Raw genomic sequence first — 14,650 nt, 5'->3', positions numbered from 1 at the left:
GTGTTGGATTGGCCCCTCAGTGGGGCCTCGACCAGATTCACACGCCACGACTACCCACGCATTTCGATCAACTACGCTGCGTAGCCCGAGCCTCCTCGTCAGCCGCCCCACCTGCACCGAAGAGTCCCGTACGCATCCCCTGCAAGCGGGGCGCGAACCGCTTCATCTCCCGCTGTCCGACGGTCCCGATGATCCCCGGGAGATACCCGCGGACGCCCTGCATGCCGCGCAGCCACCACTGCCCGTACACATGGCTCGACCGCCGCTCGATCCCGGCCACGAGCCGGTCCACCGCGGGAGACAGCGGGTAGGTCTTGTTGGACGGCCACGGCAGCCGCTGCCGCAGCTCCCGCATCACCGCTTCCTGGTCGGCCCCGCGCACCATGTCGGTGTCGGTCCACGACAGGTAACCGACGCCCACCTTCACGCCCTTGTAGCCGACCTCTGCGCGCAGGCTGTGCGCGTACGCCTCCACGCCCGACTTGGACGCGCAGTACGCGGTCATCATCGGCGCCGGGGTGATCGCGGCGAGCGAGGCGATCTGGAGCAGGTAGCCCCGGCTCTCCGTCAGCACCGGCAGGAAGGCGCGGGCCGTCACCGCCGAGCCGATGAGGTTGACCTCGATGACCCGTCGCCACGCCTCGGGGTCGGAGTCGGCGAAGGGGCCGCCGGACGCGACACCCGCGTTGGCGACCACGATGTCGACCTTCCCGAAGCGTTCCTTGACCTCCTGCGCGACCCGGGCCATGGCCTCGTGGTCGGTGACGTCGGCGTACCAGTGGGCGCTGTCCGTGTGCAGCCGCTCGGAGACCTGCTTGAGCGCGTCCGGCTCCAGGCCGACCAGCGCCACCTTCACCCCCCGCGCGGACAGCTTGCGGGCTAGCAGTTCCCCGACGCCGCGCGCGGCCCCGGTGACGACGGCGACCTGTCCTTCGAGGCTCACCCTGCTCATGCGCCCTCCTTGATCCCTACGTAGGTGGTGCCGAGTTCGCGGACGATGCGGGTCACCGTCCGCGGTGCCTCGACCGGTGTCATGTGGCCGACTCCGGGCAGTTCGGTGAGTCCGACGCAGTGCGGCAGCGCGGCCACCAGCGAGCGCGCGTGCACCGGTGGCGTCAGCCGGTCGGCCGTGCCGGTGACGACGGCGGTGGGCACCGTCAGCTCCCTCACCCCGTGGTCGAGGTCGAGCATTTCGAGCACGTGCGACCAGGCGTACCGGACGCGGCGCGGGCAGGCGTGCACGATCCGCGCGCACGCCTCGACCATGTGCGGGGCCGAACCCGGGCCCATCGTCCCGTACTTGAGGATCCGCCTGGCCAGTGGAGTGACCGGCCCGAGCGGCGCCTTCGACCCGAGGATGTGCCGGGTCAGCCAGGTCCGCAACCGCCCGGCCCGGATCGGTACGACGGTCGACTCGGCGACCAGCGCCGAACTGCCCGTGCTGCACAGCAGGACGGCCGCCGTATGCTCCCGGAAGCCAGGGCGCGTCGAGGCGGCCATCACCGTCATGCCGCCCATGGAGTGACCGACGATCACCGCCTTCTCGCCCGGCGCGAGCGTCGCGTCCAGAACGGCGACGAGGTCGTCGGCGAGCGCGTCCGTACTGCACGCCGGGCTCGCCGGGCTGCGTCCGTGGCCGCGCTGGTCGTAGGCGATGACCCGGTGGTCGACGGCCAGGTCGCGTATCTGGGCCGCCCAGAAGGCGGTCGAGCAGGTCCAGCCGTGCGCGAGGACGACGGCGGGTGCGCTCTTCGGGCCGTGCACCTCCACGTGCAGCGGGGCGCCGTCGGCGGAGATCGCCGTCAGTTCGTGCGCGGGCGTGGGTGGGGTGTAGGCGCCGGAGGAGACGGAGGTGGGGCGGCTCATGCGGAGGCCTCGGCGTTCTTCTGGGCGTCGGCGGCCTCGCTGATGTCGGCGATCTCCGTCACCGGCGTTCGCAGCACCTCGTACTCCGCCAGCTCCACCCGCCGTGTGGCCCGCCGGAACTCACTCGTCGTCCCGGGCCAGATGGTCGTGTTGCGCCCACTGGCGTCCAGGTACCAGCTGGTGCAGCCGCCGGTGTTCCACACCGTGCGCTGCATGCGCTCCTGCACCCGGTGGTTCCAGGCGCGCACGGCGCCCGGGCGGGCGTCGAGGGCGACGCGGCCGCCGAGGACGTCCAACTGCCGTACGAAGTCGGCCATGTAGTTCAGCTGGGACTCGATCATGAGAATCATGGAGGAGTTCCCGAGGCCGGTGTTGGGCCCGATGATGGAGATCCAGTTGGGGAAGCCGGCCGCCGAGGCACCGCGCAGCGCCTCCATCCCGCCCTGCCACGCCTCCGCGAGGGTCCGCCCGTCCACGCCGACGACCCGTTCGGCGATCGGCATGTCGGTGACGTGGAAGCCGGTGCCGAAGATGATCGCGTCGACCTCGGCCTCGCTGCCGTCGGCGGCGACGAGGGTGGAGCCGCGCACTTCGGCGAGTCCGCCGGCGACGACGTCGACATTGGGCCGGCTGAGCGCCGGGTAGTACGCGCTCGACAGCAGGATCCGCTTGCAGCCGATGCGGTAGTCCGGGGTGAGCTTGGCGCGCAGGGCCGGGTCCTTGATGGCACGGGCCATGTTGCGTTTGGCCAGCCGCTCCACGAAGCCGAGCTCGTCGGGGTGCTTGGTGAACGCCTGGACCTGCACCTCCCGGATGCCCCACAGCAGCCCGCGCCTGAGGCGGGTGGTGAAGGGGAGCCGGCGGTGGACCCAGCGTTCGGCCTCGCCGATCGCGCGGTCCACGCGGGGCATGACCCAGGGCGGGGTGCGCTGGAAGAGGGTGAGGCGGCCGACCTCAGGCTGGATGGACGGCACGATCTGGATCGCGGAGGCCCCGGTCCCCACCATGGCGACGCGTTTGCCGCGCAGGTCGTAGGCGTGGTCCCAGCGGGCGGAGTGGAAGACCTTGCCGGGGAAGGAGTCGAGGCCCGGGATGTCCGGGATCCTCGGGTCGGACAGCGGCCCGGTGGCGGAGACGACGACGTCGGCGGTGAGGTTTCCGCCGCTGGTCTCGATGTCCCAGCGCAGCCGCCCGGCGTCCCAGGTCATCCGCTTCACCTCCGAGTCGAAGCGGAGGTGCGGGCGCAGCCGGAAGACGTCGGTGACGTGCTCCAGGTAGGCGCGGATGTGCTCCTGCCCGGAGAAGGTGCGCGGCCAGTCCGGGTTGGGCGCGAAGGAGAAGGAGTACAGGTGGGACGGCACGTCGCAGGCGCACCCCGGGTAGCTGTTGTCCCGCCAGGTGCCGCCGACGCTGTCGGCGCGTTCGAGGACGACGAAGTCCGTGACGCCCTCGCGCCGCAGCCGTACGGCGGCCCCGAGCCCCCCGAACCCGGACCCGATCACCGCCACCCGCACATGCTCGGTCATGCCGACGCGCCTCCTGCCCGTACATAATTCCGCCAGTGAACACTGGCGCAATGGGGAGAGTAGAGCAGCGCCGTACCGATGGGTAGGGGTCGGGCGAGGGAAAGCAACCGCGGGTACGCCGGGCCCTGCCGGACAGGCCCTAGGCTGCTGACGTGGCAGAAGACGGCGAACGACGCGAGTACCGCATGGAGGAGCTGGCCCGGCTGGCCGGCATCACGGTGCGCACCCTGCGCTTCTACCGCGAACGCAAACTGATCCCGCCGCCCCGCCGCGAGGGCCGTATCGCCTGGTACGACGATCACCACCTGGCCCGCCTGCGCACGATCTCCGCGCTGCTGGAACGCGGCCACACCCTCAGCGGCATCGCGGAGCTGGCGGAGGCCTTCGACCACGGCCGGGGCGTCGGTGACCTCCTGGGCATGGACACCCCGACGGAGGAGATACCGGTCCGTCTGAGCGCCGGGGAACTCGCCGACCGTTTCGCCGGCGAGGTCACCCCGGAGAACCTCGCCGCCGCGATGGAGCTGGGCTACCTGGGCATCGACGGCGAGGAGATCGTCCACATCAGCCGCCGTCTGCTGGACGTCTCCTCCGCCCTGGTCCGCGAGGGCATCCCCCTCGCCGAGGTCCTCGCCGCCGGCCGCCGCGTCCGCGAACACGCCGACGCCCTCGCCGAACTCTTCACCGACCTGATCCTGCGCCACGCCCCCGAGGAGGACGTCCAGCGCCTGCGCCCCCTGGCGAGGAGTGTGATGGATGCGGAACTGTCCCTGGCGCTGGATCGCAGGATGCGGAAGGCGCCCTAGGGTCTTTCGTTTGGATCAGGCCGGATCAGGGAGCGGGGTCCGGTGCCGTGCATCGCAAGGCGGAGGAGGGCGGCAGGGCGGAGCCCTGCCGACCGACGACAACGCGGCGAGGCGCGGTGCCGGACCCCGCGAGCCCGGCATGATCCAAACGAGAGGCCCTAGCGGTCCCCGGAGGTCTTGCGAGGTCTCCAGGGTTCCTCAGAGCTCTTCAGAGCTCTTCAGAGCTCTTCAGAGGTCGTACACGACGGTGACCGGCGCGTGGTCGGACCAGCGCTCCGCGTGCGTGGCCGCCCGCTCCACGAACCCCTTGACCGCCTTGCCGGCGAGGCCCGGCGTGGCGACCTGGTAGTCGATGCGCCAGCCCGTGTCGTTGTCGAAGGCCCGCCCCCGGTACGACCACCACGAGTAGGGCCCCTCCACGTCCGGATGCAGGGCGCGGACCACGTCCACGTAGCCGCCCGCCTCCGGCGTGAGCACCTGGGTCAGCCACTCGCGCTCCTCCGGCAGGAAGCCGGAGTTCTTGGTGTTCCCGCGCCAGTTCCTCAGGTCGGCCTGCTGGTGGGCGATGTTCCAGTCGCCGCAGACGACGACCTCGCGGCCGTCGGCGGCGGCCCGCTCGCGCAGCTCCTTGAGATGGGCGAGGAACGCGTCCATGAAGCGGACCTTCTCGTCCTGGCGCTCGGTGCCGACCTCGCCGGAGGGCAGGTAGAGGGAGGCCACCGTGACGCCGGGCAGGTCGGCCTCGACGTAGCGGCCGCTGCCGTCGAACTCGGCGGAGCCGAAGCCGACGCGGACGGCGTCGGCTTCGCGGCGGGTGTAGAGGGAGACGCCCGCGCGGCCCTTGGCGGTGGCGGGGGCGTGCACGGTGTGCCAGCCCTCGGGGGCGCGGACGTGCTCGGGCAGCTGCTGCGGCTCCGCGCGCACCTCCTGCAGGCACAGCACATCGGCGGAGGTGTCGGCGAGCCATTCCACGAAGCCCTTCTTCGCGGCGGCCCTCAGCCCATTCACGTTCACGGTGGTCACAGTCAGCACCCGCGGCACGATACCGGCAGCCCCGCACCAGCCTGGACGTGGTCCGAACTTCGATCCAGTACAGATGTACGATTATGCGCATGCATATACGCCGGGTCCCGTTCGACCACCCCGACGCCGTGAAGCTGAACAACGCCGTCCAGGCCGAATACCACGTGCGCTACGGCGACGGCGGCGACGCCACCCCGCTCGCCCCGTCGGACTTCGAACCGCCGAACGGGGTCTACCTCATCGCCTACGACGAGGCCGGCCGGCCCGTCGCCACGGGCGGCTGGCGCCGCCAGGACGCCAACGGCGAGGGCAATGTGGACGGTGACGCCGAGCTCAAGCGCATGTATGTGATCGACGACATGCGCGGCCGCGGTCTCGCCCGGCGCGTGCTGGCCGCCCTGGAGGAGGACGCCCGTGCGGCGGGCCGCCTCCGCATGGTCCTGGAGACGGGCACCGAACAGCCCGAGGCCATCGCCCTGTACACCTCCAGCGGCTACGAGCCGTGCGTCAAGTTCGGCTACTACCGGCACTACGAGGCCAGCCGCTGCTACGCGAAGGCGCTCAGCTCCTGAGGTAGGCCAGCACGGCGAGCACCCTGCGGTGCACGTCGTCCGCCGGCGGCAGGTCCAGCTTGGTGAGGATGGAGCCGATGTGCTTGCCCACGGCCGCCTCCGACACCACCAGCTCGCGCGCGATCGCCCCGTTGGACTTCCCCTCCGCGACCAGCGCCAGCACCTCCCGCTCGCGCGGGGTGAGCCGGGCGAGCGGATCCCGGCGCCGGCGCAGCAGCTGTCGTACGACCTCCGGATCGACGACCGTGCCGCCGGCCGCGACCTCGCGGAGGGCGTCCACGAACTCCTCGACCTGGCCGACGCGGTCCTTGAGCAGATAGCCCACGCCCGTTCCGTCACCGGAGTCGAGCAGTTCGGCGGCGTACGCCCGCTGCACGTACTGGCTGAGCACCAGCACCGGCAGCCCCGGCCGCTCCTCACGCAGCCGCACGGCCGCGTGCAGCCCCTCGTCCTGGAAGCCCGGCGGCATCCGTACGTCCGTCACGACGACGTCCGGCTGATGCGCGGCGACAGCGGCGAGCAGCGCGTCGGCGTCACCCACGGCAGCCACCACCTCGTACCCGAAGCGGGCGAGCAGGCCGGTGAGCCCGTCGCGCAGCAGCACGCTGTCCTCGGCGAGGACTACGCGCAGCGGTCGGCCCGCCCCGTCCGTATCTCCTCCATCGGCTCTCCCTCCATCGGCCTGCACGGCAACTCCACACGCAGCACGGTCGGCCCGCCGGGCGGGCTGGACAGCGCAAGTCTCCCATCGAGCACTGACACCCGGTCGGCGAGTCCGGTGAGGCCGCTGCCGCGGGCGCTGTCCGCGCCACCGCGCCCGTCGTCGCGCACCTCGACCCGCAGCCGTCCCCGCTCATGACGTGCCATCACCCCTGCCCGCTCGGCGCCGCTGTGCCGGGCCACGTTGGCGAGGGCCTCGCAGACCACGAAGTACGCGGCGGCCTCCACGGACTCGGGCAGCCGCCCCGGCAGTACGACGTCCACATCGACCGGCACGGGTGAACGGTCGGCGGCGTCGGCGACGGCGGCCTCGATGCCGTAGTCGGCGAGCACCTTGGGGTGGATGCCCTGGATCAGCTCGCGCAGTGCGGCGAGGGCCGCGCCCGCCTCCTCGTGGGCCTTGGTGAGTTGGTCGGCGAGCGGTCCTGGCGGGGCGTCGAGGCGGGCCAGACCGAGGGTCATCGTGAGGGCCACGAGCCGCTGTTGGGCGCCGTCGTGCAGATCCCGCTCGATCCGGCGCCGCTCCGCCTCGAACGCGTCGACCAACCGGATGCGGGAGCGGGTCAGTTCGACCACCTTCGCGCCCAACTCCCGCTCGGGCGGAGCGACCAGCAGCCGGGTCAGCGCGGCCCGCGCCCCGGCGGCCACCCCGACGACGTACGCGCCGGCGGCCAGCAGCAGCACGCCGAGTACGGCGGCGGCGAAGGCGGTCGGCCAGTCGGTGACCGTCCACTGCTTGAGCACCTTGGCCTCCCGGCCGTCGCCGACCGTGGCCATCAGCAGCGGTGTCGCGACCACCGACAGCGGCAGGAGCAGCGCACTGGTGACCACGAGCGCCTCCGCCGGCCACAACAGGCAGGCCCACAGCAGGGCATGGCCCAGCTCCCGCCAGGTCGCCTGCTCTCGCAGCCGGGTACCGAGCCAGCTCCTGAGCCCGGGCGCGGCGGGCTCCGCGTGCGCTCCCCGCGCCGCCTCCCCGTCGACCAGCCTCAGGCGCCGCCGCTCCAGCGCGCCCACGGGCAGCCCGGCCAGCGCGGTGACGGTGAGCAGGGGCAGCCCGACCAGGACGACCGCCAGGACACCGCCGGCCACGACCAGGGCCACGAGCGCCACCAGCAGGACGGCTCCCGCCACCACGCCCGTCAGCAGGTAGGCGGCGGCGCGCCAGGGCCACGGCGACAGCAGGAAGGCCGGGCGGGACATGGCCTGCCACAGGGTGCGAGGGTGCATGCGGACCACCGTAGAAGGGTGGTCGGAACCGGGCCATCGGTCCAGGGGGTGGGCCGGGGGTATGCCTGGCCCTACCCCAAGTCTCGGTCCTGCCGCACTGATAAGGGGCGGGGCCGCGGGGTTTCGTTGTCGGCATGAACAGCCACGCCATCGAACTGCGCTCCGTGAGCCGGACACACGGCTCCGGCGACGGCCGCGTCCTCGCGCTCGACCAGGTCTCCCTCGCCTTCCCGCGGGGCACCTTCACCGCCGTCATGGGCCCGTCCGGCTCCGGCAAGTCGACTCTCTTGCAGTGCGCCGCCGGGCTGGATCGGCCCACCTCCGGCTCCGTCCGTATCGGGGACACGGAGCTGACCGGGCTGAGCGAGCGCGGGCTGACCCTGCTGCGCCGTGAGCGGATCGGCTTCGTGTTCCAGGCGTTCAACCTGTTGCCGTCCCTCACCGCCGAGCAGAACGTCGCCCTGCCGCTGCGGCTGGCCGGGCGGCGCCCTCCGAAGTCCCGGGTGCGTGAGGCGCTGCGCCAGGTCGGCCTGGGCGACCGTGCCCGCCACCGCCCCTGCGAGCTCTCCGGCGGCCAACAGCAGCGGGTCGCCCTGGCCCGGGCCCTGATCACCCGCCCGGAGGTCCTCTTCGGCGACGAACCGACCGGCGCGCTCGACACCCGCACCGGTCAGGAGGTGCTGACCCTGCTCCGCGAACTCGTCGACCGTGAGCGACAGACGGTCGTCATGGTGACCCACGACCCGGTGGCGGCGTCGTACGCGGACCGCGTGATCTTCCTGGTCGACGGGCGGATGAGCGGCGAACTGGTGGGCGCGGGGGCGGAGACGATCGCGGCGCGGATGGCGGGTGAACCGGCGGTCACGCCGAACGCTCCTGAGGAGGTCACCCCGTGCTGAGCATCGCCCTGAGCACCCTGCGCACCCGCTGGGTCACCTTCGTCGGCAGCTTCGTCGCCTTGTCGCTCGGTGTCGGCCTGATCGCCGTGATGGGGCTGGCCCTTGCCTCCTCGCAGAACGCGCCCGAGCACCGCCCGGAGCGCTTCGCGGCAGCCCCTCTGGTCGTCAAGGGCCGGGACACCCTGCGCGTCCCCACGCCGATCGGTGAGCGCACGTCGAGTCTTCCGCAGCCCCAGCCCGTCCCCCCGGCTGCCGTCACCGCCCTGAAGAGGCTGGGCACGGTCACCGAGGACCGCTCCTTCCCCGTACGGGCCGAGGGCGGCCCGAGCGATCTGGTGGGCCACCCGTGGTCGGTCGCGAGGTTCGCCCCGTACGCACTCGGCACGGGACGTGCCCCGAGGACCGACGGCGAGGTCGTGACCACCGGTGACTGGGCCGCCGTGGGCGAGCGGCTGCGCACCGCCCACGGCACGGTCCGGGTGGTCGGGACGGTCCCCGCGCGCGGGTTCGAGAACGCCGTCTTCTCCACGGACGCGCGGGCCGCCCGGCTCGCCCCTCGCAGCACGCAGCTCGTCGTGGACACCGCCGACGTCGCCGCCGTACGCGCGGCCGTACGAGGCAGCGACGGCGTCCGTGTCCTCACCGGCGACGCCCGCCGCCTCGCCGACGCCGACCCGGAGCGCGACGCCAGATCCCTCACCGCGTTGAACGCCTTGTTCGGTACGGCGGGCGGTGTGACCGGCTTCGTGTCGGTGTTCGTCGTGGCGTCCACCTTCGCCTTCGCGGTGGCCCAGCGGCGCCGGGAGTTCGGTCTGCTGCGCACCGCGGGCGCCACACCGGGCCAGCTTCGCCGGATGGTCCTCACGGAGGCGCTGCTCGTCGGCGTCCTCGCCTCCGCCACGGGCTGTGTCCTCGGCGCGTACGGTGCTCCATGGCTGGCCGGCCGGGTCGTCGACGGCGGCCTGGCCCCGGCGTGGTTCACGATCGGCGACGCCGTGTGGCCGTACCACCTGGCGTTCTGGACGGGCCTGCTGGTGGCTCTGTGCGGGGCGGTCGCCGCGTCGTGGCGGGCCGGGCGCACGGGGCCGACGCAGGCGCTGCGCGAGGCGTCCGTGGACCACGGCACGCTGACCTGGGGCCGTCGGCTGTGCGGTGCGATCCTGCTGGTCGCCGCCGTGGCGACCCTGGCTCACGCGCTGGTGACCGAGCCGGGCGACCTGCTGCACCGCAAGACGTACGTCAGCCGCCCGATGCTCCTGATCACCGCGGTCGCGCTGCTCTCGCCGGCCCTGGTCGGCCCGCTGACCCGGCTGCTGGCCTGGCTGCCCGCCCGGCTGCCCGGTGCCCTCGGTCTGCTGGTCCGCGAGAACGCGACGACCGGCGTCCGCCGCACCGCCGCCGTCGCGGCGCCCGTCCTCGTCACCGTCGCCCTCGCCGGTTCCCTGCTCGGCGCCACCTCGACGCTGAACGAGGCGAGGGCGCAGGAGGTGGCACGCCGGACGTCGGCGGACTTCGTGGTGACCGCCGACCAGGCCTTCGCCCCCGCGACGCTCACCCGTCTGCGGCGGACACCGGGCGTCGACGTCTGCCCCACCTCCGCGACGGCCGTCCATGTCCTCGAGGACGGCGTGGCCCTCGTCAAGTCCGGGGCCCGCGCGGCCGATCCGGCGCTGCTCGCCGCGACCGTACGGCTTCCGGTGACGGCGGGTCGGGTCTCCGACCTGGACGACGACTCGATCGTCGTGAACGAGGAGTGGGCCCGGCACACGGTCGGACAGCGCGTCGAGGTGTGGCTCGGCGACGGCACCCGCAGATCCCTGCGGATCGCCGCGGTCCTGGCCACCGGCACCGGCGACAACGGCGTCTACGTGACCCCGGCCAACGCCCCCGGCGCGTCCGTCGACCGGATCGACGTGAAGGTGCGAAACGGCGCGGACCGTGCCGCCGTGGCCACGGCCCTGGGCGAGGCGGTACGGCAGCAGCCGCTGGCCGAGCTGCTCACGAAGTCCCAGTGGATCCGGGCGAGTTACCCGCGGACCAACTCCACCACCCGGCTCGGCCTGCTCCTGATCCTGGGCATCGCCCTGCTCTACACCGGCATCTCACTCGCCAGCACCCTGGTCATGGCCACCTCCGACCGCACCCGCGAACTCGCGTCCCTGCGCCTGGCCGGCGCCACCCCACTCCAGGTACTGCGCCTGGTCGGCGCGGAGGCCCTGACCGTGGTGGCCGTCGGCGCGGTGCTGGGCGTGCTGGTGACGTTCCTCAACCTGCTCGGCATGGACGCGGCGCTCCACCTGCTGGCCGCCCCGGCCCCCCTCACCGTCCCCTGGCCCGCGCTCGCCGCGACGACGGCGGCCTGCGCCGTACTCGCGGTCCTGTCGGCGACGACCGCGACGGCACTCGCCCTGCGGCGCGGCGGTGTCCTGTCCCACTAACACGATGGAGCCCCAGTCGGCTCTCGCCGACTGGGGCTCCATGCTGCGTGGACCTGAGGGGATTTGAACCCCTGGCCCCCTCGATGCGAACGAGGTGCGCTACCGGACTGCGCCACAGGCCCTTGCAACGAGTGAAACTCTAGCATCCCCGTCCGGGTGCTTGGAAATCCGTTCCGCGCCGACCAGGGGCGGAGCACCCGGCGGCGGCCGGCGGGCCTCACTCGTTGGCGGCGCGCGGCCGTTCGCCGTCCTCGTACTGGTCGAACAGGGGTGTACGGCCTCGCTCGCGCGCCCGGCGGGCGGATGCGGCGCGGCGGGCGTCGGTGCGGCCGTCGGCCGACGGCTTGTCCTCGGCGGGCGGCGGCTCCGCCGCTTCTTGGTGCTGCGCCTCGGGCTCCGGCTCCGGTGCGACGGAGCTCGACCGGGCGGAACTCCACGCGTCCGGTGCCCCCAGGTCGACGTCGGCGGTGGCGCGCGGGGCGACCGGCGCGGTCACGTACGTCGGCAGCGGGACCGGTACCGGCTCCCAGCTGTCGCCGTGGCCAGGGCGCCGCTGCCGCTCGCGCTGCTGGTCGACCCATTCGGCGTGGTCGGTCTGCTCGACGAGGGCGCGCCGGTCGGCGGCGAGCGCCGAAAGGCCGGGGTCCGTCTCCGGCTCGGGCCCCTCCTCGGGTTCGTCGACGACGTCGTCGGCGCCCGTGTCGAGGGTGGGGCGGCGGCGCGGCTGGCGGGCGCGCTCCCGCAGCCGCTGGGCAGCGGCCTCGGCCCGGCGCCGGTCCATCTGGAAGGCGAAGCGGCGGCGCTCCTGGGCACGCAGATGCCCGATGTAGATGCTGAGCATCACCGCGGGCACGCCCGGCGCCCACAGGAACGCGAGGCCTCCGACGGCGGCGACGATCGCGCCGAGCGTGAAAGCGAGGAAGAGCATCACCGTGGTGCGCCGGCGGCGCGCGAGCGCCTTGGAACGCCGGGCGCGAGCCGCGTCGGCCTGCGCGGAGGACGTGCGCCGGGGGGAGGGGACGCGCTTACGGGCCGGCGCGGTGCCGGACTCGGGGTGCCGGCCTGCGTCGCCCGCGGACGGCGCCTGCTTGGCGGCCCCTCCGCGCGCGGCCCTGGCCGCCTGTTCCCGCTCCGGGTCGCGTGCCGGTTCCGGCCGAGCCTGCTCCTGTGCCTGGACCGGCGCCTTCACCTGCGGGCGGGTCGGAGGCACGGCGAAGGCCCGGACGTCCACCGAGTCGGTGACGGCGTCCGGATCACCGGCGTCGTACTCCCCCTCCTCGGTGGAGCGCGCCCGCAGGTCCCTGGCGTATCGGCGCTCCATGCCCGCTCGTCCGGACAGGAGCCGGATGGCGGTGCTGAAGCGTTCCGTCGGACGGGCCTCGTTCAGCTCGTCCTGCCTACGGAGCCACATCGGCACCAAGTAGGCGGCCCAGGCCCCGACAATGACTGCGTAGATGAGGCCGCTGCTGCTCACGCCTCACACGGTAGAGGGGTTTGCGTGAGGCCATCCGCCAATTGAGCCGGTGTGTCGCACGATCCGGCTGATATTTCGAGCTTTTTTTGTGACCGATGCGATCAGCAGGCTGCCCGAGGGGCGAATTCAATGCCCCTAGATGGTCATCGAGCGATCATTTTCGAACACTTATTCAATTACCGGGGCCCGGAGTGTTCTGCGGGTTCTGTGAGCTCTGCGGGTTCTGCGCGCTTTGCGAGTTCGTCGAGTGGGTCCGGCGCCATCGGTCGAGCAGCCCTTCCGGCACCTCCTCCGCGGTGAGCGCGAAGACGAGGTGGTCGCGCCAGGCGCCGTCGATGTGGAGATAACGGGGCCGCAGGCCCTCCTCGCGGAATCCGAGTTTCTCCACGACCCGGCGGCTGGGCCCGTTCTCGGGGCGAATGCAGACCTCGATGCGGTGCAGACCGACGGAACGGAAACAGTGGTCCACGACGAGCGCCACGGCCGTCGGCATGACCCCGCGTCCGGCCACCGTCTGGTCCACCCAGTACCCGACGTGGCCCGAGCACATCGAGCCCCAGGTGATTCCCGCGACCGTCAACTGCCCCACCAACCGGCCCTGGTACTCGATGACGAACGGCAGCATCCGGCCCGCGTTCGCCTCGTTGCGCAGATGCCGGACCATCTGGCGGTACGTCGGCCGGTGCGCGATCGGACCGGCGGGCGTGGGCGGCGGGATGGTCGCCTCCCAGGGCCGCAGCCAGTCCCGGTTGCGCCGGTTGACCTCGCGCCAGGCCCGCTGGTCGCGCAGCTTTATCGGCCGGAGGAGGACATCGCCCTCCGCCAGTTCGACGGGCCAGGACGGGCTGTTCAGCTCGCACCCCCACTGCCGGTGCCGGGTCTGGGGTGGTCGCCGCCGCGGAGCTGGTCGACGGCGTGGACCAGCAGGGGCTCCAGGACGGCCAGTCCGTCCTTCACCCCGCCGGTGGAACCCGGCAGATTGACGATCAGTGTCCCGGCCGCCACTCCGGCCAGGCCGCGGGAGAGCGCCGCGGTCGGCACCTTCTCCCGTCCGAACGCCCTGATGGCCTCGGCGATGCCCGGCACCTCGTGGTCGATCACCCGACGGGTCGCCTCGGGGGTGCGGTCGGTCGGCGAGATGCCGGTGCCTCCGGTGGTCACGACCACGTCGTACCCGGCTTCGACGGCGGCACGCAGGGCGGCCTCCACCGGGTCACCGTCGGGGACGACCTGCGGGCCGTCCACGGCGAACCCGAAGCCTTCGAGGCCCTCGGCGATCAGCGGGCCGCCCTTGTCCTCGTAGACCCCTGCGGCGGCACGGTTGGAGGCGGTCACGACCAGCGCGCGGTACGACGCTCGGGGCGCGCCACCGGCGGACGGCCCGGCGCTCACGACCGGCTCCAGTCGCCCGACTTGCCGCCCGTCTTCTCCTCGACCCGTACGTCCGTGATGACCGCTCCCTTGTCGACCGCCTTGACCATGTCGATCACGGTGAGCGCGGCGACGGAGACGGCGGTGAGGGCCTCCATCTCGACGCCCGTGCGGTCCGTCGTCTTCACCGTGGCCCGGATCTCCACGGCGTCGTCCGCGACCGACAGATCCAGTTTCACACCGGACACCGACAGCGGGTGGCACAGCGGGATCAGGTCCGGGGTGCGCTTGGCGCCCATGATGCCCGCGATCCGCGCGGTGGCCAGGGCGTCGCCCTTGGGCACGCCCTCCCCGCGCAACAGCTCGACCACGCGGGGTGAGACCAGGACGCGGCCGCTGGCGCGGGCGGTGCGCGCGGTCACGTCCTTGTCGGACACGTCGACCATGCGGGCCGCGCCCGCGTCGTCGATGTGCGTCAGTCGCTCCTGCGCAGAGGGTCCGGGGGTCTCCCCCCGGGAAGGGACAGTCATGGTGTGTCGCGCTCCCGGTCCGGGCCCGTCGCGGTGCGGCGCTCGGGCCTGTTGTGCGCGACACGGTACCCCCAACCAGGAGGGCTGGGGTCTTTCGTTTGGATCAGGCCGGATCAGGGAGCGGGGTCCGGTGCCGTGCATCGCAAGGCGGAGGAGGGCGGCAGGGCGGAGCCCTGCCAACCGACGACAACGCGG

Annotated in this window: 14 protein-coding genes and 1 tRNA gene; 4 read left to right on the top strand and 11 right to left on the bottom strand. The window is 72.8% G+C overall.

Annotated features, from left to right (window positions below; genetic code table 11):
* Window positions 1-67 precede the first annotated feature (67 nt).
* Genes AC067M_RS22390 through AC067M_RS22380 form a run of 3 tightly spaced genes read right to left on the bottom strand, consistent with a single transcriptional unit; the run spans window position 68 to window position 3,392 of the window.
* Window positions 68-952 (bottom strand): SDR family oxidoreductase, encoded by an 885-nt coding sequence (locus AC067M_RS22390; protein ID WP_478698771.1) that lies wholly within the window; start codon window positions 950-952, stop codon window positions 68-70.
* The gene (locus AC067M_RS22385) at window positions 949-1,866 is read right to left on the bottom strand and encodes an alpha/beta fold hydrolase (RefSeq protein ID WP_478698770.1); all 918 of its coding nucleotides are present in this window, start codon (window positions 1,864-1,866) and stop codon (window positions 949-951) included. The genes AC067M_RS22390 and AC067M_RS22385 overlap by 4 nt, the downstream gene beginning before the upstream one ends.
* The gene (locus tag AC067M_RS22380; protein ID WP_478698769.1) at window positions 1,863-3,392 is read right to left on the bottom strand and encodes a flavin-containing monooxygenase; all 1,530 of its coding nucleotides are present in this window, start codon (window positions 3,390-3,392) and stop codon (window positions 1,863-1,865) included. Before AC067M_RS22380 ends, AC067M_RS22385 begins: the two co-directional genes overlap by 4 nt.
* A gap of 185 nt (window positions 3,393-3,577) precedes the next feature.
* Here AC067M_RS22380 and AC067M_RS22375 point away from each other — a divergent pair, with 185 nt between their 5' ends.
* Complete coding sequence (locus tag AC067M_RS22375; protein ID WP_478698932.1) at window positions 3,578-4,198, top strand: MerR family transcriptional regulator; 621 nt, start codon at window positions 3,578-3,580, stop codon at window positions 4,196-4,198.
* A 228-nt stretch (window positions 4,199-4,426) separates the two neighbouring features.
* Here the strand turns inward: AC067M_RS22375 and AC067M_RS22370 are convergent, their stop codons facing one another.
* Entirely contained in the window at window positions 4,427-5,230 is an 804-nt protein-coding gene (locus tag AC067M_RS22370) for an exodeoxyribonuclease III (protein ID WP_478698768.1), read from the bottom strand.
* A gap of 80 nt (window positions 5,231-5,310) precedes the next feature.
* Between AC067M_RS22370 and AC067M_RS22365 the strand changes: the two genes are divergently transcribed.
* Window positions 5,311-5,793 (top strand): GNAT family N-acetyltransferase, encoded by a 483-nt coding sequence (locus AC067M_RS22365; protein WP_478698767.1) that lies wholly within the window; start codon window positions 5,311-5,313, stop codon window positions 5,791-5,793.
* On the opposite strand, the gene AC067M_RS22360 is transcribed toward AC067M_RS22365, so the two are convergent.
* Window positions 5,783-6,397: a response regulator gene (locus AC067M_RS22360; RefSeq protein ID WP_478698766.1), complete on the bottom strand. Its 615-nt coding sequence runs from the start codon at window positions 6,395-6,397 to the stop codon at window positions 5,783-5,785. The genes AC067M_RS22365 and AC067M_RS22360 overlap by 11 nt on opposite strands.
* 17 nt (window positions 6,398-6,414) lie before the next feature.
* Window positions 6,415-7,716, bottom strand: a complete 1,302-nt coding sequence (locus tag AC067M_RS22355; protein ID WP_478698931.1) for a sensor histidine kinase — start codon at window positions 7,714-7,716, stop codon at window positions 6,415-6,417.
* A gap of 161 nt (window positions 7,717-7,877) precedes the next feature.
* On the opposite strand from AC067M_RS22355, the gene AC067M_RS22350 reads away from it, so the two are divergent.
* Together AC067M_RS22350 and AC067M_RS22345 are read left to right on the top strand one after the other, a co-directional pair.
* Window positions 7,878-8,642 (top strand): ABC transporter ATP-binding protein, encoded by a 765-nt coding sequence (locus AC067M_RS22350; RefSeq protein WP_478698765.1) that lies wholly within the window; start codon window positions 7,878-7,880, stop codon window positions 8,640-8,642.
* On the top strand, window positions 8,636-11,080 hold the full coding sequence (locus tag AC067M_RS22345; RefSeq protein WP_478698764.1) for an ABC transporter permease: 2,445 nt from the start codon (window positions 8,636-8,638) through the stop codon (window positions 11,078-11,080). The genes AC067M_RS22350 and AC067M_RS22345 overlap by 7 nt, the downstream gene beginning before the upstream one ends.
* A 48-nt stretch (window positions 11,081-11,128) precedes the next feature.
* On the opposite strand, the gene AC067M_RS22340 is transcribed toward AC067M_RS22345, so the two are convergent.
* The 5 genes from AC067M_RS22340 to moaC all read right to left on the bottom strand — a co-directional run bounded on the left by AC067M_RS22340 (window position 11,129) and on the right by moaC (window position 14,455).
* Window positions 11,129-11,202 (bottom strand) — tRNA-Ala (locus tag AC067M_RS22340).
* A gap of 95 nt (window positions 11,203-11,297) precedes the next feature.
* Window positions 11,298-12,554 (bottom strand): divisome protein SepX/GlpR, encoded by a 1,257-nt coding sequence (gene sepX, locus AC067M_RS22335; protein ID WP_478698763.1) that lies wholly within the window; start codon window positions 12,552-12,554, stop codon window positions 11,298-11,300.
* 172 nt (window positions 12,555-12,726) lie between these two features.
* Window positions 12,727-13,407 (bottom strand): GNAT family N-acetyltransferase, encoded by a 681-nt coding sequence (locus AC067M_RS22330; RefSeq protein WP_478698930.1) that lies wholly within the window; start codon window positions 13,405-13,407, stop codon window positions 12,727-12,729.
* Window positions 13,404-13,946, bottom strand: coding sequence for a MogA/MoaB family molybdenum cofactor biosynthesis protein (locus AC067M_RS22325; RefSeq protein ID WP_478698762.1), 543 nt, complete (start codon window positions 13,944-13,946; stop codon window positions 13,404-13,406). Before AC067M_RS22325 ends, AC067M_RS22330 begins: the two co-directional genes overlap by 4 nt.
* Complete coding sequence (gene moaC / locus AC067M_RS22320) at window positions 13,943-14,455, bottom strand: cyclic pyranopterin monophosphate synthase MoaC (RefSeq protein WP_478698761.1); 513 nt, start codon at window positions 14,453-14,455, stop codon at window positions 13,943-13,945. The genes AC067M_RS22325 and moaC overlap by 4 nt, the downstream gene beginning before the upstream one ends.
* Between the last annotated feature and the right edge of the window lie 195 nt (window positions 14,456-14,650).

It is taken from the genome of Streptomyces sp. NPDC043427 (genome assembly GCF_056436655.1).
The sequence above is the reverse complement of the archived record's forward strand: the minus strand, read 5'-3'. Positions and strand labels throughout refer to the sequence as shown.